Raw genomic sequence first — 20,154 nt, 5'->3', positions numbered from 1 at the left:
GTCAACCGAAGACGTTGGACCGTGCCGCCTTGGCAATGAAGGTCGTCACCTGCGGCGCCGCTGCCTCTATGTCCGTCTCGTATTTCAGGAGAACGTTGAGTGTGTCCTTGACGATCTCGGTGTCGAGCTCGGAAGCCTGGAGCAGCACCAGCACGCGCGCCCAGTCGATGGTCTCGCTGACCGACGGCAGCTTCTTCAGATCCAGCGAGCGGATCTCGTGGATGAAGCCGACCATCTGCCGGCGCAGCGTCTGGGAGATGCCGGGCACGCGGCTTTCGACGATGCGTTCCTCGAGGCGCTGCTCGGGGAAGCCGATATGAAGATGCAGGCAGCGCCGTTTCAGGGCGTCGCCGAGATCGCGCTCGCTGTTGGAGGTGAGGATCACGGTCGGTGGCGTGATGGCCGACACGGTTCCCAGCTCGGGGATCGTGACCTGGAAGTCCGAGAGGATTTCCAGCAGCAGCGATTCAAACTCCGCATCCGACTTGTCGATCTCGTCGATCAGGAGCACGCAGCCGCCCGGCTGCTCCAGTGCCTGCAGCAGGGGACGCGGCTCGACGAACTCCTTGGAGAAGAACACGTCGCCGAAATCGTGGAGCTGATCCAGCGCCGCATGCAGCGTCTGCGCGCCGCCGAGAACTTCGCCGAGCTTGTCCTTCAGGATCTGCGTATAGAGTAGCTGCTTGGCGTACTTCCATTCGTAGAGAGCCTTGGCCTCGTCGAGGCCCTCGTAGCATTGCAGGCGGATCATCTTCATGCCGCGCCAGGCCGCGATCGCCTTGGCGAGCTCGGTCTTGCCGACGCCCGCGGGGCCCTCGACCAGGATCGGCTTCTCGATCTGCTGCGACAAATAGACGGCGGTCGCGATCTGCCGGCTCGCGATATAGCCTTGCGCGGCAAGGCCGCTCTCCACTGCCTCGATCGAGGTCGAGGCCTTCTGATCAGCCACGAATGGGCGCTCCCAAAGGTCTTGGTTGAGGCTTGTTCTGCCTGCGTTCCCGGCAAAGAACAAGCCTCGTTTGGGAGACATCAGACCCGCGTGAACGGCAATTTTTTCCGCTTAGCGCAAATAGTTAAGCGGTTCGCCGTTCGCGCGATCAGTGCCGCAGCAACTCTGGCTTTCGGATCGTCTGTCTGAGCTCGGCGCCGCAATCGGCGCATTCATAGACGAAGTCGATCTTGGCAAGGCTCCAATGCGGCTCGACTTCGCGCACATACATCGGCAGGAACCCCATGCAGGTGGGGCAGTTCACAGGCGCGATCTCGATGTCCTGATGATGCTGAACGTAAGCTGGCATCTCGGCTCTCCTTCGCAGGCGACCACCAACCCCGCGCGAAAGCTACTGCCGGTTACCCCCGGAGCGCTCATCAACTCTTTCGAACAGAGGCGGAACGCCGGGCGTTTGTCGTTCGCTGTGACATTCTTGTTACGGATGGTACTGTAAGGGGCGGACCAAATGCCTGTTTCGCAGGCCGGCCGGGTTCACTGGATTTCACTGCAACGATAAGGGAGTAACGCCCATGACGCATGCCATTCGTTTTCACAAGACCGGCGGTCCGGAAGTCCTGGTCTGGGAGGAGGTCAATGTCGGCACACCTGGACCCGGCGAAGCGCGCATCCGCCACACGGCTGTCGGCCTCAATTTCGTCGACATCTACAACCGTTCGGGTCTCTATCCGGCGCAATTGCCGAGCGGGCTCGGCAGCGAGGCGGCTGGTGTCGTCGAGGAGGTCGGGCCCGGTGTCACCGATCTGAAGCCGGGCGATCGCGTCGCTTATGGCGCCTCGCCGCTCGGGGCTTATTCCGAGGCGCGGCTGATCCCCGCCGACCGGCTGTTGAAATTGCCCGACGGCGTCGATGACAAGACTGCGGCGGCAATGATGCTCAAGGGGCTCACCACGCAATACCTGATCCGGCAGACCTATCGGGTGAAGGCCGGCGATACCATCCTGCTTCACGCCGCGGCCGGCGGCGTCGGCCTGATCTTGAGCCAGTGGGCCAAGCATCTCGGCGCGACCGTGATCGGTACTGTCAGCACCGACGAGAAGGCAAAACTCGCCAAGGCACATGGCTGCGACCATGTGATCATCTACACGCGGGAAGATTTCGTAAAGCGGGTCGACGAAATCACCGGCGGCAAGAAGGTGCCGGTGGTCTACGATTCCGTCGGCAAGGACACGTTCCTCAAATCGCTGGATTGCCTCGCGCCGCTCGGTGTCGCGGCTCTGTTCGGCCAGTCTTCGGGGGCCGTCGAGCCGCTCAATCTCGGCCTGCTGGCACAGAAGGGGTCGCTCTACGTCACGCGTCCAACGCTGTTCACCTACGCCGCCAAGCGCGAAAATCTGGTCGCGATGGCGAACGAACTGTTCGACGTCGTCAAGTCCGGCGCGGTCAAGATCGAAGTGCACCAGACCTATCCGCTGAAGGACGCCGCCAAGGCGCATACCGATCTTGCGGCTCGCAAGACCACGGGATCGACCGTTCTTCTGGTCTGATGCTCGGCCGGGCCGTGACGCAAGCTGCTTGGCCTGCGTCACGTCCGCTCGTGCTTGCGCAGATCGCGGATGTGATCAAGGCGGATTGCCTGGAGGTCGACATCCTCGGGCGCAATCCGGGGCAGGGCGGCCTCGGTCAGCATGGCCTCGGTTACGTCCTCGACGGTATTCTCCACGATTTCGTGGATGAACGAGATGTTCCGGTATTCGCCCGAGGCAATGCGGGAGACGACCTCTCGCCTCGTGATTTCGGGATCGACGACGGCCTCTCGGCCGCGCCGCCCGTAGTCGATCATCACGACGAAGTATTGCATGAAACGATCCTGCCGCGCCCCGTGGTCGGGGACGCGGCAGAGTATTTCCGAAAAACGGAACTTTGTCAACCGCGATTTCTATAAATCAGAAATCGCTGACCGTATGGTCCTTACTTGCCTTTCTTGCGAGGACGCGCCGATTTCGCACGCAGCCGCTCGAGCTGCCCCTTGGGCATGGACAGGCAGATCTCACCCACCCAGTCGAGCTTGACGCCGACGATCGGCTTGGCATTGAAGCTCGTGAGATTGACGACGGAGGGGGATTTTCCCCGCTCGATGGTCTTCAGATAGCGCTCGCCGGTCTTGAGGCGGACCACCGCCTCTTCGCCGTAGAAGCTCGACAGCGGATGGCGCTGGTCTTTGTAGACCACGATCACGTCGCCGCTCTCGTATTTGGGCAGCATCGAATCGCCCACGATCTCGAATGCGATCGTCTCTTCCATGATCGGAAAGGGCAATGTGATGTCGCCGAGACCTTCCGGGGGAACCTGTTCATAGTCCGGCTCGATCACCGCGCCGGCTCCGACGCGGCCCATGATCGGCGCGAGATTGAGCTCGAGATATTCCATGATCGGAATGATTTCCGATGCCTTCACCAGACGCTCGCCGCCGAGGATCTCCGAGACCGCGCCGGGCCGCACGCCCATGGCTGCTGCCAGGCCGCCCTTGCTCTTGCCCGTCTTCTCCAAGCCTCGTTCGATCATTGCAACGTCCAACATGGTGATTCCCTCGATTGCGCCGTCTCGCCTCTTGTAATCCGAAATTCGGAATTGATGCAATTATGAATATCAGAATTGTCGCTTGACATCGTATTCGGAATAACGGAATGTGTGTGCCGCTTCCCGGTCGCCTGATCGGAAGGCGCATCACAGGACAGCATCATGGAACCGGGCCAATGGCCGTCGGAGCACTCCGACGCGCTTCGCGACTATTTTCTCAAAGGCATGTCTTACGCGGAGATCGGAAGACAGATTAACGCAAGGTTTGGAACGGCTTATACGCGCAGCGCGGTGGTCGGCCGCGCCAAGCGGCTCGGGCTCGTCGTGCCGGAATGGATGACGAGCCCGTCGATCGTGCCAACTTTGCCGGGAGAGCCCAGTCTCATTTCGCCGCGCCGGTCGGCGTTGCCGAACCTGAGCCTGCCGCCGAAGTCCGCCATGAAGCCTGCGGCGCGGGTGAAGTTGCGTTGTGTCGGCGTCCAGCCGCGCCTGATCCAACTGGTCGAACTCGAGCCGGCCGACTGCCGCTATCCCTATGGTGGCGACAAGGACGGGGAGGAGATCACCTTCTGCGGCCACCCGCGCCAGCCGGGCTCCAGCTATTGCGCGCCGCATGCCCGCCTGGCGCGCCGTTCCGAGGCTGCGTCCGCCCGTGCCGCAGGCCCCGTCGTGCTGAAGCTGATCTCGGCCGACTGAAGCGGCAGCCGTCCGTTCAATCGCAGTCTTGCAAGGAGTATCCGAGTGGCTCGTGCCCGACGTAACAAGTCCTACAAATTGGCGCAGATCTACGACCGGCGGTCGCGGGAGGTGCCGTTCAATGCCGAGGTGGCGGAGGTGGAGGTCGACAATCCGCTCGCGCTCGATTCAGGCGAGAAGATCCTGGCCATCCGCTCAATCCGCAACGATCCGCTCGGCCGGCTGCACGCACACCACCAGATCGACGAGGCGCAATACCGGGGCGGGCGCGCCTTCCAGGATGACTGGGAGCGGGCGGAGCGGGGCCCTCAGGCGGTGGATACGACACGCGAATATGTCGATGGTACGGGCACGCGCGAGCCGGTCACCGAGAGCCAGCGACAGGCGGTGCTGCGGCTGAACCAGGTCGAGCGCGAGCTCGGCACCGATGGCGCCGCCCTGGTGCACGACGTGCTGGTGCTGGGCCTGACGATGGATCAGATCGGGCAGCGTCGGGCCGTCCGGACGCAGCGCTGGAACGATTATTTCGGGCGGCGCTTTCGCGAATGCCTGGATCGGCTGGCGCTGGTCTATGGCTTCGCGACGGAGGCCGGGACACGGCGTGCGGACCGGCGCAGGTGATTGCGGCACGCCTGTGGCATCGGCCGCAGGCGTGCCGGCCTGCCGCTACGGATGAGGTACAATCCGGTAAGGCGTCGTGTAGGGCTCGACGCGGAGCGAGGCGTTGGCCAGAAGCCCGATCTTGGCGGTCGGCGCCTGCTGCAGTTCGCCGTTCGGGCCACGATGCACGTTGTATTGCCAGACAGTGAGGTCGCCCTTCTGTGCCAGCGCGTGTGCAACGGCGCTCGCATCATTGCCGCCGAGCGCCTGAAGCTCCTCTTGCGACAATCCGACGACGATCTCGTCCTTGATGGTGACGATCTTGAACAGGTTCATCCTGGTCTCCTGCGCCCATGCGCCTTGTATCGAGAGGGTGAGAAGCGCGACCGCGGCGCCCTTGATGAGATCGCAGCGAGAAAGCATGCCGTTGTCCTTTGGTGCTGACGCGCGCCCAAATCGATGAGTCTTCAGCCATGGCGCCCGTATCTGCGTGGCCGTTCCGCAACGGCTTGGTCGCTCGCTCACGGACAGCGGTTCACGGCGGAGTTGTACCCGGACCGACGGTTCCGGCTGCGAACAGTCGCGTCAAGATCAGGGCCGGCTGCAAGATCGACCTCTCATGCCGGCGATACAACCGCCGAAGTCGGGCTCAACAATTACGTGTGCATGCTGAAGCATCGCCAATCCGTGTGCATTCACATCGGAAACAAGCTGAAACGTTGTGCGGATTGATCGCGATCAGGGCTGTGTGCGTGATTGATGCAACTTCTTGACGCAGGTGGGTGACGGCGGTCGATATTCCTGTTATCCGGAAATCGCGGTGATGCGATGCAGACGAAGCGTCGCTACACCCACGGTTGGGCTTGCCGGACGGGTTGTTCCTTGTCATAGTTACAACCAAACGGTTGAGGCCATTTGTTCGGATGCAGTTCAGTGGGTGAACTCGGCGGCCCCCGGCCGAGGCTTCGTCGCGATTGGTTCTGGTGCGGCGTTCGGTTCTTGGGCGGATCACGAAGGCCGGTGCTTGTCATAGGTGCGAGATGAAAAACCTCGATTTCGCGACTGAGTTGCATCTCAAGCTCGGTGTGCCCGCAAGCAGCACGGTCGAAAGTCTGCGTCTGCTCCGCGCGTTCCTGAAGCTCGCGCCTCGACAGCGTTTCGAAGTGATCAAGCTGGTCGAAGATCTCGCCGCGGAAGAAGCTTTTCCCGAGCACCCCTTGTCCTAAAGTCCGGCCCTGTGCCGTTCCCCTCCTTTTTCTGCCTGGGCCGCCGCGCCGGCGCCGTTCCCCCGAGGCTGGCCGCTGGAAGGCGGTCGGGCAAGTGTGGTATTCAGTTGAAGAAAAGGGAGGAGTGCGACCATGATCGAACCGAAGCTCGAAGTTCCGGCCGAACTGCGCGACCTGGCTGAGAAGACGATTGACCAGGCGGAAAAGGCATTCGGCATGTTTTTTGACGCCGCCACCAAGTCGATGTCGTCCGTTCCGGGCGCGGGGACGGAGGTGTCGAAGCAGGCGCTGGCTTTCACCGAGCAGAACATGAAGTCGGCGTTTGAGCATGCACGCAAGCTGGTACATGCCACCGATCTCCAGGAAGCGATGCGAATCCAGTCGGATTTCCTGCGCAGTCAGTTCACCAGCGCCGGAGATCACATGCGCGAGATGACCGGCACTCTCATGCAACAAGGCAAGGGCAAGTCCTGATCCTCGGTGTGTGCACAGGGTGCCCACAAATTGACCTTGTGCGGCATGGAGATCCGCGCTTCCATACCGGCGCAGGTCCATGATGGGCCACCGAATGACCTCATTCGCCGTCCGTCATCCTTTCTGCTGATCCCTGCCGGCCTCCGGCAGGGATTTGCGTTTGCACCGGGTCGTGATCGTCCGGCGGCTGCTAACGCAGCGATGAGATATAGGCCGCGATATCGGCGGCTTCGCTCCGGCTCAAGGGAAAATTCGGCATCTTCGGGTGCGGATCGAGCAGGAAGAAGGCGAGCCTTTCCGGGCTGAAGTCCGGCCTGCGCGCAACAGATGCAAAGGATGGGACGTCGGCGCTCGCCTGGGTTTGCCCGTTCGCCACGACATGGCAGCTCGCGCACCAGCGCTTGGCGAGATCGGCACCGTGATCCGCGTCAGCGGCGAGGGCGGGCGACATGCCGACGCCAGAGATTACGCCAAGCAGCAGGCAAATCCGTCTCACATGCCGGGACATAGGGCAATCTTTCTGCGTTCGCACGCGGTCGCCGCGCTCATCCGCAGCATGATCCTGGAAACTGCGAGAGGTCAATCCGGGCGATGATCGACCGCAGCAGCTTGCGGGTCGAACGATAGAGATGCCGTACGAATGCCGGCATTCTTGCCGCGGGCAGGCCAAGGCCTTTCGTATGAAGGCTTTTCGTATCAAGAGTTTCGGTATAGTGCGACACGTGTCTCTCCGAGGCCATATGGCTCTTCTATCGTGCCGCTTTGGAGCCGCCTTTGATCTGCCGCAAAGCATTCCCGGCTAATAGTCACCTGGGTTCATGATCATTGGGCTCTTCGTATCCGCCGGTGCAAGCGCGCTGCTGGCGCTGTCACGCAGGAAGCGGTCGAGCGTCTCCTGGATCTTCTCCTTGACCGAGTTCGGACCGCGATCGCTCATCTCCGTATGCTGCGCGCCGGTATGGATGATATCGATACCGCGCGCCTTGGCCTCTTCCGGTGTCGGCAGCACGCCGGGATCGGTCACGAAATGCGGGTCCTTCGATCGGAACGACAGGATCTTCATGTGGTCGCTGAGCACGAAAGGCACCCGCAGATTGTCGAGCGTGATCACCTTCGACACCAGCTCCGGGTGCTGATGGGCGACGTACATGGAGACATCGCCGCCGTTGGAGTGGCCGACGAGGGTGATGTGGTCGTATTCGACGTTCTCCTGCCGCCTCTTCAGTTCGCTCAATACGAAGAGAATGTTGGCTTCGCAGCGGATGTAGACTTCACGCCGGCCGACATATGGCTGACCGACATGGGTCATCAGCGGCGGATCGCTCGGCAAGTCCTGCTGGATGCTGGCGACCAGATAGCCTCGTGCGGCGAGGACGTTGGCGAGGAAGGAATATTCGGTGGCCTTGACGGTGTTGCCGTTACTGATGATGGCGAGCGGGAGCTTCCACAGGCCGAGATTGGCCTTGGTCTCGTCGTCGCGCCGCACGGCAATCTCCACCGAGATCGGCCGCTGGCGCGAGGCGTCGAATAGGGTCAGGGTCTCATGGCGGATTGCGAACTGGCTGACGACAAAATACTGCCCGACACCAAGGACGCAGAGCAAAGCCAGGATAGCAAACACCTTCCTCATGGTTCTGTCTCAAAATCACCTTTGACTGAAGATGGGTGATCGGGAACTCCCGGTCGAGCGATCGTGAGAAGGTTACGGGATTAAATTTAGGCAAGTCTGTGACGTGGCCGCAAAAGGGCCGCACGCCGGCTCGATCGACGGAAGGACAGCTAGAGACAGTAGGCCCTGCCGCGCTCGGGGCAGACCCGGAACGTGCTCGAAAGTGTGAAGAGGAAGCGTGGGCTGCGGCGCTCGTTGTCCGGCGCCCGGTAGCTCAAGGGGACAGCCACCCCGAGATCCGCCTGGAGATCGTACGGCAAGAAGAACCGCACACCGGCCCCGGCTGATGTCAGCGACAGGCCGTCGCTCAGTCGGTAACCGTCGTTCCAGACTGCGCCGGCGTCGCCGAAGACGTAGAGCTGATAGCCGGTCCAAAAGTGGAAATTGAGCGTCTGATCGAAGCGCAGTTCGAGCGAGCCGGCAAGGCCGTTATCGCCGCTGATCTCGGCTGCGCCATAGCCCCGGCCGAAGGCCGCGCCGCCAAGATAGAACTGCTGCGAGGTGAACAATGGCCGCGATGCCGTCTGGCTCGCAGCCGAGAGCTTGAGCGACCAGGCGCCGTTGAGTGTCTGGTAGCGCGTGAACCAGAAGTTCAAGACCGAGAAATTCGACGAGGCGCCGTCGCGCGACAACAGATCGTCGTCGAAATGCGATGCGCCAAAGATGTCGAGACCCTGGCGGTAGGTCAGCGTCGCAAGATTGGTGCCGCCGAAGCGATCCTGGAGCCGGTAGTCGGCGGTCAGGCTGGCGGTCCTGATGTGGTCGTTGTACCAGGGGCCGTAAATGTCGTGCTCGGACACGTTGCTGAAGCTCCCAGCCGCGGTAAGCGTCAGCCCCGAGGATTGCGACATGAAGGGCACTGTGCTTGCCCGCACCTCGAAAGCTTCGGTCGTGGTGATGTCGCTGTCGAGACGGCGTGCGTCGCCGGGGCGGACTGCGCTGTAGAGGACGGAAGCGCCGAGGCGCACACCGTCAACGCCGATTGGTGCGTCATAGGACAGGCGTGCGAAGCCGAGCTCGCGGGGGTCGTTGGCAATGGTCGACAGGTTGACCGCCAGCACGTCGCCGGGTGTGAGGTAGGAGTTGAATGCGCCGGTCGCGTAGGTTTGCCAGGGGCCGACCGACGACGATCCGAGATTGTCCAGGGCGAATGAGGAGAAGACGTGCCAGGTCTTCAAATAGATGGTCAGGCGGAAGCGGCCGGTCGTACCGCCGATCTCCTCCAGCGCGGTGTCGACGATCCGGACGCCCGGCCTGCCGTTGATCAGGAAGAGCTGGCGTTCGAGCGTTGCCAGCCGTGACGGTTGTTCGGCAAGAACCGGCCCGAGCATCGGCCTCACGCCGAACTGCTCGGCGCCGTCGCCCTTCAGCTCGGCCTGCACGATGGCGCCTTCGATGACCTGGATCCGGACTCGGCCGTCGACAATGTCCTGCGGCGGCACGATAGCGCGGCTCAAGTGGAATCCAGCTTCGCGGTAGAGGTCGCTGATCGCGCTGGCGATCGCGGCGAGATCCGACTGCGCGACCTTCTTGGCGAGATAAGGCTGATACACCGCGGTGATGCGCTCGCGGGAGACAGCGTGAGCGCCGATGACGCTGATTCCGCGCAGCACGAACTGCAGCTTGGCATCACCGCCGGTGCTGGGCCGGTCGACTGTCGGCAGCTCGATCGGAGGTCGGCTCTGCGATTCCCGTTCGGCTTGGTTCTCGAAATATTTCTCGGGCTGACGCGGATCGAAACCCGGCTGGTTCGCCTGTTGTGCGAATGCCTGCGGAACTCCCGTGAAAATAGGTGCCAACAACGCCAATACGGTAATGAAATGCCGCTTCCCGCCGCGCGCAGCAAAGCCGTCTCCGTAGTCTGACGGAGGGATTGCCCCGTGGCGGTAAAGGTTCGTTAGCTGCATGATTTTTCTTAGGTTTTTATGGTCAACGATTGGTTAATGAGGCCGCGCCACTGGCTTCTTCCCGCTAATCCTCTCTTGAGTGATTTCGGATACGCCTCAGATCCGGCTGTAACGCGGACTGAGGATCGTCATGCTCGGCAAAGTTGGAATGCGGTGCGCCTTCGTAATGGCGCTGGCCCTGGCAACGGCTTCCGGTGCATTCGCTGCGGATGACGGTGTCTGGTCTGTCAGCAAGTCCTCCGGCGAGGTCTGGCTTGCCACGAGCGGCGCGCAGCAGGTGTCGTTGAGCCAGGATGGGACGCTGAAGCCGGGCGATACCATTCGTACCGGGCGCAACGGACGCGTTCTGCTTGTCCGCGGCGAGGAGACGATTCTGATCTCTCCCAATTCGGTGGTGGGCTTGCCGGCCGAGAAGAAGGAGGGGCTCTCGACCACCATCATCCAGCAGGCGGGTTCGATCCTGCTCGAGGTCGAGAAGCGCAACGTCAAGCATTTCGAGGTCGAGACGCCCTATCTCGCCGCCGTGGTCAAGGGAACGCAGTTCAGCGTCACGGTGGGTGCCGGCAGCACCAAGGTCGGTGTGCTCCGCGGGCAGGTCGAAGTCTCCGATTTCAAGACGGGCCAGATTGCCCAGCTCATGCCGGGACAAGCGGCCGCCGTCTTTGAGCACGGCAAGCCCGGTCTCAGCCTAAGCGGTGCCGGGACTTTCAATCCGATCGAGCACGGCAGGCCGCGCGCTCCCACGATCGAACGAATTCCCGTGCCGAAATCAGGCCTGTCGGCGCCGCGCAATGCGGCGAACGGCCATGCAATCCACGCGCTCGGCCCGATCGACAAGGGCACGAAGGCGGCCGGCGCACAGAAGCCATCGCATCAGGCGGCTGGAGCCCATGCCTCCAAGGCCGGCGTCGTGCGCATTTCGAGTTCGCTCGGCGAGGTCAAGCTGAATTTCCACAAGGTGACGCGCGGACTCGCCCACGGCGTCGTTGCTCCCGGCCAAGTGCGCAACGCGAACGCCAGCACCGGGGCCGAGACAGTCTGGAGCGACAGCAAGACCGGTACGACAGTATCCAACAGCTCAGTCCAGACTGCGGCGACGACGAGCGGTGCTGCAACAGCTGGCGGCAGCAGCTCAGCCGGTGCAAGTGCGGTGATCGCCGCAGCAACAGCCGGAGCATCTAACGACGGCCCCGGTGCCAACAACGGAAACGCCGGCGGCAATGGCAACAGCGGCAACAATGGTAGCGGCAACAACGGCAATGGCCACGGCAATGTTGGGGCCGCTGGCAATGGCCGAGGCAACAACGGCAATGGTAACGGGAATGGCGGGGGGAACGGCAGCAACGGCCATGGCAATGGGTATGGCCACAACCGACACTGAGGCAATTCCGCAAGGGGATGAGGGGGCGCACCCGATGAAGCGGGTGCTCGGGAGGATCGGGTGAAACGCTATCGGCCGCATATTCTGGTTGTGATCGCGCTTGCGATCGTGCTGTCCACGGGATGGCATGGCTCGCTTCGCAACGCGCTCACCGACCTGCGGTTCGCGTGGCAGTCGCGTGACGCCAGCGGCAATGTCGTCGTAGTGGCCATCGATGCGCCGTCGATCGATCAGATCGGGGTCTGGCCCTGGCCACGCCGGTTGCATGCGGAGCTGCTGCGCAGGCTCGATGCGGCGGGAGCGCATGACGTCGCTTTCGATGTCGATTTCAGCACACCGTCCGACCCGGCCTCCGACGAAGCCTTCGTCGGGGCGCTGCGGGAGGTCGGCGGCTCGACGATCCTTCCGTCCTTCAAGCAGCCGGCGACGAATGGTGGCGCGGCTCACATCAACCGCCCCCTGAAGCAGTTCAGCAACCAATCGTGGCCGGCCGTCGTCAATGTCGCGGTCGAATCCGACGGGCTCGTTCGCCGCTATCCGTTTGGCGAGAAGCTCGGCGACGCCTTGATGCCGTCGATGGCCGTCGTGCTGGCGGGACAGGACGTCAATCGGCGGCCGCCCTTTCTGTTGGACTTCAGTATTCGTGCGGCCTCCATTCCCGCTGTCTCCTATGTTGATGTGCTGCGCGGCGATACCGTCACGCTCGGCAAGCTGAAGGACAAGAAGATCGTCATCGGTGCTACGGCGCTCGAGCTCGGAGACCGGTTCAGTGTTCCGAACGGCAAGATCATCTCAGGGCCGATCCTCCAGGCGCTGGCCGCTGAATCGATCCTGCAGAACCGGATGCTGCGCTGGACGTCCGATATCGGCATGATCCTGAGCCTGGGTGCGATCTGCCTGCTGATGATGTATTCGTGGCGCCGCTTCGCTCCAGGAATTCGCGTCGCAATCCTCGTCGCAGCCGGGGTGGCGGCCGAACTGGTCGCAGCCCTCGTGCAGGCGACATGGCCCCTCGTCATCGACACATCGCTGTTCCACATCGCGATCATCGCTTATCTGACGGCAATTGCGCTGGACGAAATCGATTTCCGCAGTCTGCTCGGACGCATCGCCGAGAGCCGCTTCCATCGCATCGCGATGTCGCTCGGCGACGGGCTCGTCTGCACCGACGAGGAGCGCCGGATCACGGTCTGGAATCCCGGCGCGAGTGCGATCTTCGGCTACATGCCGGTCGAGATCATCGGCCGTCCGTTCGAAACGCTGTGCGCTTTACCCGCGGACGGCGGTGCAAGGCCGTCGATGCACGACGCCGCGCGTCAGGCGCTTCTTGTTCCGGGTGGAGCGGTCGTGGTCGAGTTCGAGGGCCGGCGCAAGAACGGGGAAACCTTCCCGGTCGAAGCGAGCTTCTCGGGCTGGCAGGGAACGGATGGCTTTCAATACGGAGCGATCCTGCGCGATATTTCGGTCCGCAAACGTGAAGCCGAACGTATTCGCTACCTGGCAGAACACGACGCGCTGACGGGGCTTGCCAACCGGAACATGCTGCATGCGGGCCTCGCTGACCTGATCAGTGCGGCGGAGCGGCGGTCTTCCGGCGTCGCATTGCTCGTGCTCGGGCTCGACGGATTCCAAGAGATCAACGACATGCTCGGACACTCGGCCGGCGACCTCGTGCTGCGCGCGGTCGCCGAGCGTCTCCGGCGCGAAGTCGATGGTCAGGCGGTCGTCGCCCGGCTCAGCGGCGACGAATTCGCCATCGCGATCGATTGCGCGGAAGTCGGCGAGTCGATCGCGACGTTTTCCGAGCGGATCGCGCATGCGTTCGAGGCGCCGCTCGCGGCGGGGACGCGGCAGCACCGCGTCGGGATCAGCGTTGGCGTTGCCGTCTATCCGGAAGGCGGGCAGACGGCTGACGATCTCCTGAGCAACGGCCATCTGGCGCTGAGCCGCGCGAAGGCGACGCGGCGCGGCAGCCATGTGATCTTCGAAAGTGCGATCAGGCAGGAGCTCGAGAACCGGCTGACGCTGGAGAGCGAGCTGGCACTTGCCGTGGAGCGTGGCGAGTTCGAACTGTTCTATCAGCCGCAGGTTCGTCTGATCGACGGCGGTCTTGTCGGGGCCGAAGCACTCATCCGCTGGCGACATCCGGTGCGCGGCTACGTCTCGCCCGGAGAGTTCATGCCTGTGGTCAATACTTCGGCCCTGTCGGAGCGGATCGCAAACTGGGTTATGGAAACCGCCTGCCGCCAGGCGCGAGCCTGGGAACTGTCCGGCAACAACGTGCGCGTCGCGATCAACCTCTCACCCTCGCAGCTCCAATCCGGCGATCTCGCGCATTCGGTTGCAGCGCTGCTCGAGGCCACGGGGTTGACACCATCGCTTCTCGAAATCGAAGTTACCGAAGACATCCTGCTCCATGACGAACGCCGCGTGCTCGCCATGTTCAAGCGAATTCAGGAGCTCGGCGTCCGAGTCCTGTTCGATGATTTCGGCACCGGCTATGCGAGCCTGAGCTATCTCAAGAAGTTTCCGCTCGACGGGCTGAAGATCGACCGGTCGTTCGTATTTGGTCTTCTCGCGAATTCCGACGATGCTGCAATCGTCGGCTCGACAATCGGTCTCAGCAAGCAGCTCGGTCTGACAGTCGTGGCTGAAGGCATCGAGGACAAGGCAACTGCCGACTTCCTGGTCAGCATGGGATGCGAGGAAGGGCAGGGATATTTCTTCGGCCGTCCGATGCCGGCAGAAGCATTCGATCGGCAGTTCCTCGCGGCTGGGCACGAGGCTGCCACCGCTGCCTGAGCGGGGGCTTCGCTTCTACCTCCGGCGCGCCACCGCCATGCCAAAAAGGAACGCAACGAACAGGCTGGCAAGCGGCGCTTCGCGGGTGACCGCTGCGACCGTCGCGAGAGCCCCGCCAGGCCTTCGCGATTCCTCGACGGCAGAGGTCAGGCGGTCGACGGCTGCGTGCAGTCCTCCGGCGACTTCACCGATCGTGCGGGAGACGTCCGCCGCCGTATCGATGGCACGCTCGGCCATGCCGGGTTGGGACGTGGGTTGCGGTATCTCCGTGCTCAAGGGGCGACCTCCGGCCTGATGATGGAAGCCGACACCACTGGCTATCCGCGACAGGCGCGTGGTTTACGGCGAGTGCCGGCTTTGGATGGGCAATTCAGCGCACGGGATTTTGTTCCGGGATACGTCGATGGTGGCTGCCTTCTCCGGGAAACGTCGGGCGCGAATCTCTGTTAGGCTGGGTCAACTTTGCTGATGTCAGGAGACAGCCGTGACCGATCGGACCGTGACGGATCGAGCCCGGCGCATCGCCTTGCTCGGCGCTCCCATCGACATGGGAGCTTCGCAGCGTGGCACCTTGATGGGGCCTGCGGCGCTGCGCACTGCGGGCCTGGCGACGCTGCTCGAAAGCCTGGATTTTGAGGTTGTCGACTATGGCGATCTTTCCGTAGCCGAAGTCCGGGACCTCACCGACTCGCCGCCCGAAAATGCCAATCACTACCGCGAAATCCAGCGCTGGACACGAGTCCTGAGCCGCAGAGGCTATGAAATCGCGACAACCGGTGCGCTGCCGATCTTCCTTGGCGGCGATCACACGCTGTCAATGGGGTCGGTCAACGCGATGGCGCGTCACTGGCAGGAGCGTGGACGCGAACTCTTCGTGCTCTGGCTCGATGCCCATGCCGACTACAACACCCCGGAGACGACGATCACCGCGAACATGCACGGCATGTCAGCTGCGTTCCTGTGCGGCGAGCCCGGCCTCGACGGCCTGCTCGGCGACGATCCGCGCGCGTCGATCGACCCGGACAGGCTGGACCTGTTCGGTGCGCGTTCGATCGACAAGCTCGAAAAGGAGTTGATGCGCTTGCGTCGGATCAGGATCGTCGACATGCGCCAGATCGACGAGTTCGGCGTCGCCGTCATGATCCGGCGCGTCATCGAGCGGGTCAAGGCGAGCAATGGCGTGCTGCATGTCAGCTTCGACGTCGATTTCCTCGACCCCTGCGTGGCGCCGGGCGTCGGCACCACGGTGCCGGGTGGCGCCACCTATCGCGAGGCGCACCTGATCATGGAGCTGTTGCATGATTCCGGCCTGGTAGGATCGGTCGATATCGTCGAGCTCAACCCCTTCCTGGATGAACGTGGACGGACGGCGCGTGCTGCAGTCGAGCTGATCGGCAGCCTGTTCGGCCAGCAGATTACAGACCGGCCGACGCCGAGCAACGCAATCGCTCCGGGTGAGTGAAACGGCGGTCGGCGTTCGTGCGCTGAAGGCGCGGCGGGCGGAAGCGTGATTCTAGCTGGGATTCGGCTGCCGCAGCAGGAACGGACGTGCTGGCCTGGAACTTGCTTGATGGGGCGGGGGGAACCGGGTGGGGCGCAATCGAGTTAACCTGCGACAGGAAAATAGCGGATCCTTCAATGACGAGTGGTCGTTTCGCAAACTCCATCTCCACCGCCCTTCGGCATCCCGGTGTGATCGCGCTGATCGTGGCGGGTGTGACGATTGCGGCAATGCTGATCGTCGACCACGGGCCGTGGAGCCGCGCCAAGACCCAGCCCGCCCATGTCGCGATGTACGCGACCACGGGAGAAGCGGCGCGCGCCGCGGGCGCCGCCGTGCTTCCGACCGAACCGAAGTCACCGGTCGAGCCGGCACGCCCGGGGCCGAAGACGTCCCCGACCGTCAATCCCGTGACGCCGTAGCTCTCAGCTCCTGCGGCCGTAGTTGAGGAGCCCCCCGCTCGTCTTCGGCGGGTGCGCGCGCAAGGCGTCCTCGTTGGGTTCGGTGCCCCAGCCGGGCCGGTCCGGGACGATCAGATGGCCGTCCTGAATCTCCGGCTCATGCGTGAACAGCTCGCGGTCCCAGGACAGACGATCGATGTCGATCTCCATGATGCGCAGGTTCGGCACCGCGGCACAGAAATGTGCGTTCATCATCGAGCAGAGATGGCCGTAGAAATTGTGCGGGGCGACGTTGACCTCGAAGGCTTCCGCAGCGCTCGCGATCTTCATCGATTGCCAGACGCCGTTCCAGGGGGTGTCGACGATCGCGACGTCCATCGCCTGCTCGTGGAAATAGGGCAGGAATTCCCGCAGGCCCAGCAGCGTCTCGCAGGATGAGATCGGGTGCGGGCTCTGCCGGCGGATATAGCCGAGTGCCTGCGGATTGAAGCTGTCGATCTCGACCCAGAACATGTCGAGGTCGGCAATGGCGCGCAGGATCTTCAGATAGCCTTCGGTCCTGGCGTTGAAGTTGCAGTCGAGCAGGATGTCGACGTCAGGACCCGCGCCGTCGCGGATCGCCTCCAGATGCGTGTGCAGGTCGCGCAGGATCTTGCGGTCGACGTTGATCTCGGGCGCGAAGGGTGAGCCGAAACCGGGACGCCAGCCGGTCGGCTTGCCGTCGTCATAGGAAAAGATGTTGGTCTTGAGCGCGGTGAACTTCTTCTCGCGGACCTCGCGCCCCATGGCCTTGACGCCGTCGAGACTTTCGATCGGCGGCTTGTACCAGGATGGGTGATTGATGCGCCATGTGGCGCAATGCGACCAGTAGACCCGAATACGGTCGCGGATCTTGCCGCCGAGCAGCTCGTAGCAGGGGACGCCGAGAGACTTCGCCTTGGCATCGAGCAGCGCATTCTCGATCGCACCGAGGGCTTGCGCCACCACGCCGCCGGCGGCGGGACGCGTCGCCGCGAACAATTCGGCAAAGATGCGCTCGTGCTGGAAGACGTTCTGCCCGATGACACGGGCGGAGAGGCGCTGGATGGCAGCCCCAACGCCGGGCGAGCCAAAACCCTCGTCGAATTCGCTCCAGCCGACGATGCCGTCCTCGGTCGTCAGCTTGACGAAATGATAGTTTCTCCAGCCGGCATCGCAGGCAAGGATCTCGAGGCTTGTTGCTTTTGATGATTTGCTCATGTCGCTCCCTGTCGCCCGGGCTTCTTCTTGGGGCTCGATCCCGGCCCGGACCGCATTGTTAGGCCAACCGAGGACCGGCGTGAAGGGCGCAGCGATGCGGCTGCGAGCGCGTCCCGGCGGCGCTTTCGCCGGTCTCGTCAGCCAATCACCGAAGAGACGAGCAAAGCGAGGACGGCCAGCGCCATCAGCGCAGTGCCGAGCCAGCCCAGCGCGATCAGCCATGAGCGGGCCCTGAAGCGGCCCATGATCACGCGGCTCGAGACGATCAGCATCATCATGGCCATGATGGGGACGGCGACGATGCCGTTGAGCACTGCGCTCCACACCAGCATGTGGATCGAGTCGATCCCGGTGAAGCCGAGGCCGAAGCCGATGAGGGTTGCCGCCGCGATGATGGTGTAGAAGCCGACCGCTTGGTCCGGCTTGGCCTCCAGCGTGGCACGCCAGCCGAAGATCTCCGCAACGCCGTAGGCGGCCGAGCCCGCCAGCACCGGGATGGCGAGCAGGCCCGTGCCGATGATGCCGATCGCAAACAGGGCGAAGGTGAAATCCCCGGCGAGCGGCCGCAGCGCTTCGGCCGCTTCGGTCGCCGAATTGATGTGGGTGATGCCGTTGGCATGCAGGACCGAGGCCGTGGTGAGGATGATGAAGAAGGCGATGCCGTTGGACAGCAGCATGCCGGAGATGGTGTCGGCCCTGATGCGCGCGAGCTCCGGATCGCCGCCGCGCTTGAGCTCGCGAAGCGGCTTGTCGCGCTGGCCCTGGTTCATCTCCTCCACCTCCTGCGAGGCCTGCCAGAAGAACAGATAGGGGCTGATCGTGGTGCCGAGCACGGCGACAACCATCATGAGATAGTCGCCGCTGACATTCGCCTCCGGCCACACCGCGGCGAGCAGCGCCGTGCTCCACGGGATATTGACGGTGAAGGCGGTCGCGACATAGGCGAACAGCGCCAGGGTGAGGAATTTCAGCACGGGCGAATAGCGCCGATACGGCAGGAACACCTGGAGCAGGGTCGAGCCGGCCGCGAAGATCAGCGCGTGCTCGTGGTTGAGGCCGCCGATGACGAGCGAGAGCGCCTCGGCCATCGCGGCGATGTCGGCGGCGATGTTGAACGTGTTCGCGGCAACCAGCATCGCGACGAGCGCCAGCACCGCCCAGCGCGGCGCGATCTGCATGACGTTGGCGGCGAGCCCCTTGCCGGTGACGCGGCCGATCCGCGCGCTGACGAGCTGGATCGCGATCATGAACGGCGTGGTCAGGAATACGGTCCAGAGCAGCCCGTAGCCGAATTGCGCGCCGGCCTGCGAATAGGTGGCGATGCCGGACGGGTCGTCGTCGGCAGCTCCGGTGACGAGGCCCGGTCCCAGCCTTTGCATCAGCGTCGGCGCGGATTTCGTCGGCGTGAGGGCGCTGTCGCGCATGTACGGGGACCTCGCAGGAGTGCTGGCGTGTCCCTAGCAAATGCGAATGCGGGAACATAGGTTCCTGCCGCGCGAGCGTTGGCATTTCTGATAATGCTAAATTCGCTTGCTCCGTCGGGCAAAACAGGGGTAGATTGCCAGCATCGCAAGACGTCTCGAAACCGCGGCGGTCCGCGGTTCTCGACCGGCGCCGGAAACTCAGTCCGGGATGAAGCTGCCCCGGGTCGTCCTACTTCACGCTGACGAACATGCCCCAGGCGGCGGCCAGCGCCGCGCCGGTGAAGAGAACCACCGGATTGTCGCAGAACGTGCCGCCATAGCTGCACACGTCCGCTCCGAATTGGCCGAGCTCATGACGGCTCGCGGAATAGAACAGTCCCGACAGCACCAGCAATGCAGCGGCGACGTAGTACATTGACGATCTCCCGGCTTGCCCCGTCCAGGCGACATGTCCCAGCATGACGCGAAGAGATTTCGTTTCGCCGAATCCGCTTTGCTGCATTTAAGATAAAGTTTGACCCGTCAGGCAAAACACTGGCAAGATGAGACCATGGGCGAGTGCCGGCGTCGCCATGATGTCCGGCGTTCGGCATGAAAAAGGCCCCGCATCGCGGGGCCTTTGTCGTGTTGGGCCTGCTGCCGGCTTATCGCCGCGAGCCCGCGCCGTACATCTCGCGTTCGCGCCGGATATCGTCGGGCGCAAGTGGCGGGCTGGCGGCATCGAAGTCGGTCCAGCCGGACTTCTTCCAGGCTGAGCTGCGATCCTGCAGATTCACGGACCTCTCGTGCAGAAGCGCTTCGAGGCGTGCGCGATCCTGGTCCGGCACCCTGGCTGTGACGAGCGTGCCGCCACGGCGAACGCCCTCGGCATAGAGCGATGCATCCTCCTTGGAGACACCGGCTTCGGTGAGGGCACCAACGATGCCTCCGGTTGCTGCGCCGGCGGCCGCACCGACAGCGGTCGCAGCGAGCCATCCGGCAGCGACGACCGGCCCGAGGCCGGGAACGGCCAGCAGGCCGAGGCCGGCGAGCAGGCCTGCCGCGCCGCCGATGCCGGCGCCGATGCCCGCACCCGTTCCGGCGCCTTCGGCGCGATCGTCGGTGCCGTCGCGATCACGATCGACCTTGCCGCCCGATGCGAGGCCGGCCTTGCCGGACGACGAGTCGTACCAATTGTCCGAGTTGTTGGCGACGATGCTGATATCGGAGTGCGGTACGCCGGCGTTTTCGAGCCGCGTGACAGCCTGCTCCGCGTCGGAATAATTGTCGTACAGACGAGAAATGGTGGTCGTCATGTTAATTCCT

Annotated in this window: 22 protein-coding genes; 9 read left to right on the top strand and 13 right to left on the bottom strand. The window is 63.3% G+C overall.

The window, feature by feature from the left end:
* Position 1: 1 nt before the first annotated feature.
* Both FJV43_RS06575 and FJV43_RS06570 read right to left on the bottom strand, forming a co-directional pair.
* Positions 2–949 (bottom strand): MoxR family ATPase, encoded by a 948-nt coding sequence (locus tag FJV43_RS06575; protein WP_035678446.1) that lies wholly within the window; start codon positions 947–949, stop codon positions 2–4.
* Between the two features lie 148 nt (positions 950–1,097).
* On the bottom strand, positions 1,098–1,298 hold the full coding sequence (locus tag FJV43_RS06570) for a hypothetical protein (RefSeq protein WP_212375101.1): 201 nt from the start codon (positions 1,296–1,298) through the stop codon (positions 1,098–1,100).
* Positions 1,299–1,521: 223 nt separating this feature from the next.
* On the opposite strand from FJV43_RS06570, the gene FJV43_RS06565 reads away from it, so the two are divergent.
* Positions 1,522–2,496 (top strand): quinone oxidoreductase, encoded by a 975-nt coding sequence (locus tag FJV43_RS06565; RefSeq protein WP_239625551.1) that lies wholly within the window; start codon positions 1,522–1,524, stop codon positions 2,494–2,496.
* 38 nt (positions 2,497–2,534) lie between these two features.
* On the opposite strand, the gene FJV43_RS06560 is transcribed toward FJV43_RS06565, so the two are convergent.
* Together FJV43_RS06560 and FJV43_RS06555 are read right to left on the bottom strand one after the other, a co-directional pair.
* Positions 2,535–2,810 carry a hypothetical protein gene (locus FJV43_RS06560; protein ID WP_239625550.1) on the bottom strand — a complete coding sequence of 92 codons (276 nt, stop codon included), beginning with the start codon at positions 2,808–2,810 and terminating at the stop codon, positions 2,535–2,537.
* 110 nt (positions 2,811–2,920) lie between these two features.
* Positions 2,921–3,529 carry a S24 family peptidase gene (locus tag FJV43_RS06555; protein WP_027576185.1) on the bottom strand — a complete coding sequence of 203 codons (609 nt, stop codon included), beginning with the start codon at positions 3,527–3,529 and terminating at the stop codon, positions 2,921–2,923.
* Between the two features lie 162 nt (positions 3,530–3,691).
* Here FJV43_RS06555 and FJV43_RS06550 point away from each other — a divergent pair, with 162 nt between their 5' ends.
* Both FJV43_RS06550 and FJV43_RS06545 read left to right on the top strand, forming a co-directional pair.
* A complete protein-coding gene (locus FJV43_RS06550; RefSeq protein WP_239625548.1) occupies positions 3,692–4,225 on the top strand; it encodes a GcrA family cell cycle regulator in 534 nt (177 codons plus the stop codon).
* A gap of 45 nt (positions 4,226–4,270) precedes the next feature.
* Positions 4,271–4,846: a hypothetical protein gene (locus FJV43_RS06545; RefSeq protein WP_239625546.1), complete on the top strand. Its 576-nt coding sequence runs from the start codon at positions 4,271–4,273 to the stop codon at positions 4,844–4,846.
* A gap of 45 nt (positions 4,847–4,891) precedes the next feature.
* Here the strand turns inward: FJV43_RS06545 and FJV43_RS06540 are convergent, their stop codons facing one another.
* Positions 4,892–5,248 carry a hypothetical protein gene (locus FJV43_RS06540; RefSeq protein ID WP_239625544.1) on the bottom strand — a complete coding sequence of 119 codons (357 nt, stop codon included), beginning with the start codon at positions 5,246–5,248 and terminating at the stop codon, positions 4,892–4,894.
* A gap of 617 nt (positions 5,249–5,865) precedes the next feature.
* Between FJV43_RS06540 and FJV43_RS06535 the strand changes: the two genes are divergently transcribed.
* A complete protein-coding gene (locus tag FJV43_RS06535) occupies positions 5,866–6,051 on the top strand; it encodes a hypothetical protein (protein WP_239625543.1) in 186 nt (61 codons plus the stop codon).
* Between the two features lie 132 nt (positions 6,052–6,183).
* Positions 6,184–6,525 (top strand): phasin, encoded by a 342-nt coding sequence (locus tag FJV43_RS06530; protein ID WP_028178910.1) that lies wholly within the window; start codon positions 6,184–6,186, stop codon positions 6,523–6,525.
* A 190-nt stretch (positions 6,526–6,715) separates the two neighbouring features.
* On the opposite strand, the gene FJV43_RS06525 is transcribed toward FJV43_RS06530, so the two are convergent.
* The 3 genes from FJV43_RS06525 to FJV43_RS06515 all read right to left on the bottom strand — a co-directional run bounded on the left by FJV43_RS06525 (position 6,716) and on the right by FJV43_RS06515 (position 10,101).
* Positions 6,716–7,033, bottom strand: a complete 318-nt coding sequence (locus FJV43_RS06525; protein ID WP_239625541.1) for a cytochrome c — start codon at positions 7,031–7,033, stop codon at positions 6,716–6,718.
* A gap of 291 nt (positions 7,034–7,324) precedes the next feature.
* Positions 7,325–8,155 carry an alpha/beta hydrolase gene (locus FJV43_RS06520; RefSeq protein ID WP_239625539.1) on the bottom strand — a complete coding sequence of 277 codons (831 nt, stop codon included), beginning with the start codon at positions 8,153–8,155 and terminating at the stop codon, positions 7,325–7,327.
* A 149-nt stretch (positions 8,156–8,304) separates the two neighbouring features.
* Complete coding sequence (locus FJV43_RS06515) at positions 8,305–10,101, bottom strand: POTRA domain-containing protein (protein WP_239625538.1); 1,797 nt, start codon at positions 10,099–10,101, stop codon at positions 8,305–8,307.
* Positions 10,102–10,231: 130 nt separating this feature from the next.
* Here FJV43_RS06515 and FJV43_RS06510 point away from each other — a divergent pair, with 130 nt between their 5' ends.
* A complete protein-coding gene (locus tag FJV43_RS06510) occupies positions 10,232–11,482 on the top strand; it encodes a FecR family protein (protein WP_239625536.1) in 1,251 nt (416 codons plus the stop codon).
* 60 nt (positions 11,483–11,542) lie between these two features.
* Entirely contained in the window at positions 11,543–14,284 is a 2,742-nt protein-coding gene (locus tag FJV43_RS06505) for an EAL domain-containing protein (RefSeq protein ID WP_239625535.1), read from the top strand.
* Between the two features lie 15 nt (positions 14,285–14,299).
* Here FJV43_RS06505 and FJV43_RS06500 read toward each other — a convergent pair whose 3' ends face one another.
* Positions 14,300–14,560 (bottom strand): hypothetical protein, encoded by a 261-nt coding sequence (locus FJV43_RS06500; RefSeq protein WP_239625533.1) that lies wholly within the window; start codon positions 14,558–14,560, stop codon positions 14,300–14,302.
* Between the two features lie 208 nt (positions 14,561–14,768).
* On the opposite strand from FJV43_RS06500, the gene rocF reads away from it, so the two are divergent.
* Both rocF and FJV43_RS06490 read left to right on the top strand, forming a co-directional pair.
* Positions 14,769–15,746 carry an arginase gene (gene rocF / locus FJV43_RS06495; protein WP_239625532.1) on the top strand — a complete coding sequence of 326 codons (978 nt, stop codon included), beginning with the start codon at positions 14,769–14,771 and terminating at the stop codon, positions 15,744–15,746.
* A 176-nt stretch (positions 15,747–15,922) separates the two neighbouring features.
* Positions 15,923–16,207, top strand: coding sequence for a hypothetical protein (locus tag FJV43_RS06490; protein ID WP_035676369.1), 285 nt, complete (start codon positions 15,923–15,925; stop codon positions 16,205–16,207).
* 3 nt (positions 16,208–16,210) lie between these two features.
* Here FJV43_RS06490 and FJV43_RS06485 read toward each other — a convergent pair whose 3' ends face one another.
* The 4 genes from FJV43_RS06485 to FJV43_RS06470 form a co-directional block, all read right to left on the bottom strand.
* Positions 16,211–17,425: a mandelate racemase/muconate lactonizing enzyme family protein gene (locus FJV43_RS06485; protein ID WP_239625530.1), complete on the bottom strand. Its 1,215-nt coding sequence runs from the start codon at positions 17,423–17,425 to the stop codon at positions 16,211–16,213.
* A gap of 137 nt (positions 17,426–17,562) precedes the next feature.
* Positions 17,563–18,849, bottom strand: coding sequence for a divalent metal cation transporter (locus FJV43_RS06480; protein ID WP_239625528.1), 1,287 nt, complete (start codon positions 18,847–18,849; stop codon positions 17,563–17,565).
* Positions 18,850–19,078: 229 nt separating this feature from the next.
* Positions 19,079–19,264, bottom strand: a complete 186-nt coding sequence (locus FJV43_RS06475; protein WP_035676373.1) for a hypothetical protein — start codon at positions 19,262–19,264, stop codon at positions 19,079–19,081.
* 229 nt (positions 19,265–19,493) lie between these two features.
* Positions 19,494–20,144 carry a hypothetical protein gene (locus tag FJV43_RS06470; RefSeq protein ID WP_239625527.1) on the bottom strand — a complete coding sequence of 217 codons (651 nt, stop codon included), beginning with the start codon at positions 20,142–20,144 and terminating at the stop codon, positions 19,494–19,496.
* Positions 20,145–20,154: the final 10 nt, after the last annotated feature.

It is taken from the genome of Bradyrhizobium sp. I71 (assembly GCF_022354745.1).
GTDB classification, from domain to species: domain Bacteria; phylum Pseudomonadota; class Alphaproteobacteria; order Rhizobiales; family Xanthobacteraceae; genus Bradyrhizobium; species Bradyrhizobium liaoningense.
Note: the sequence above shows the minus strand (reverse complement) of the source record. Positions and strands in the feature narration are given on the sequence as shown.

Bases quoted from the DNA above. Each gene is read 5' to 3' on its own strand.
- FJV43_RS06570 (WP_212375101.1), bottom strand. From the start codon at position 1,298: ATGCCAGCTTACGTTCAGCATCATCAGGACATCGAGATCGCGCCTGTG.
- FJV43_RS06565 (WP_239625551.1), top strand. From the start codon at position 1,522: ATGACGCATGCCATTCGTTTTCACAAGACCGGCGGTCCGGAAGTCCTG.
- FJV43_RS06560 (WP_239625550.1), bottom strand. From the start codon at position 2,810: ATGCAATACTTCGTCGTGATGATCGACTACGGGCGGCGCGGCCGAGAG.
- FJV43_RS06555 (WP_027576185.1), bottom strand. From the start codon at position 3,529: ATGTTGGACGTTGCAATGATCGAACGAGGCTTGGAGAAGACGGGCAAG.
- FJV43_RS06550 (WP_239625548.1), top strand. From the start codon at position 3,692: ATGGAACCGGGCCAATGGCCGTCGGAGCACTCCGACGCGCTTCGCGAC.
- FJV43_RS06540 (WP_239625544.1), bottom strand. From the start codon at position 5,248: ATGCTTTCTCGCTGCGATCTCATCAAGGGCGCCGCGGTCGCGCTTCTC.
- FJV43_RS06535 (WP_239625543.1), top strand. From the start codon at position 5,866: ATGAAAAACCTCGATTTCGCGACTGAGTTGCATCTCAAGCTCGGTGTG.
- FJV43_RS06530 (WP_028178910.1), top strand. From the start codon at position 6,184: ATGATCGAACCGAAGCTCGAAGTTCCGGCCGAACTGCGCGACCTGGCT.
- FJV43_RS06525 (WP_239625541.1), bottom strand. From the start codon at position 7,033: ATGTCCCGGCATGTGAGACGGATTTGCCTGCTGCTTGGCGTAATCTCT.
- FJV43_RS06520 (WP_239625539.1), bottom strand. From the start codon at position 8,155: ATGAGGAAGGTGTTTGCTATCCTGGCTTTGCTCTGCGTCCTTGGTGTC.
- FJV43_RS06515 (WP_239625538.1), bottom strand. From the start codon at position 10,101: ATGCAGCTAACGAACCTTTACCGCCACGGGGCAATCCCTCCGTCAGAC.
- FJV43_RS06510 (WP_239625536.1), top strand. From the start codon at position 10,232: ATGCTCGGCAAAGTTGGAATGCGGTGCGCCTTCGTAATGGCGCTGGCC.
- FJV43_RS06490 (WP_035676369.1), top strand. From the start codon at position 15,923: ATGACGAGTGGTCGTTTCGCAAACTCCATCTCCACCGCCCTTCGGCAT.
- FJV43_RS06485 (WP_239625530.1), bottom strand. From the start codon at position 17,425: ATGAGCAAATCATCAAAAGCAACAAGCCTCGAGATCCTTGCCTGCGAT.
- FJV43_RS06480 (WP_239625528.1), bottom strand. From the start codon at position 18,849: ATGCGCGACAGCGCCCTCACGCCGACGAAATCCGCGCCGACGCTGATG.
- FJV43_RS06475 (WP_035676373.1), bottom strand. From the start codon at position 19,264: ATGTACTACGTCGCCGCTGCATTGCTGGTGCTGTCGGGACTGTTCTAT.
- FJV43_RS06470 (WP_239625527.1), bottom strand. From the start codon at position 20,144: ATGACGACCACCATTTCTCGTCTGTACGACAATTATTCCGACGCGGAG.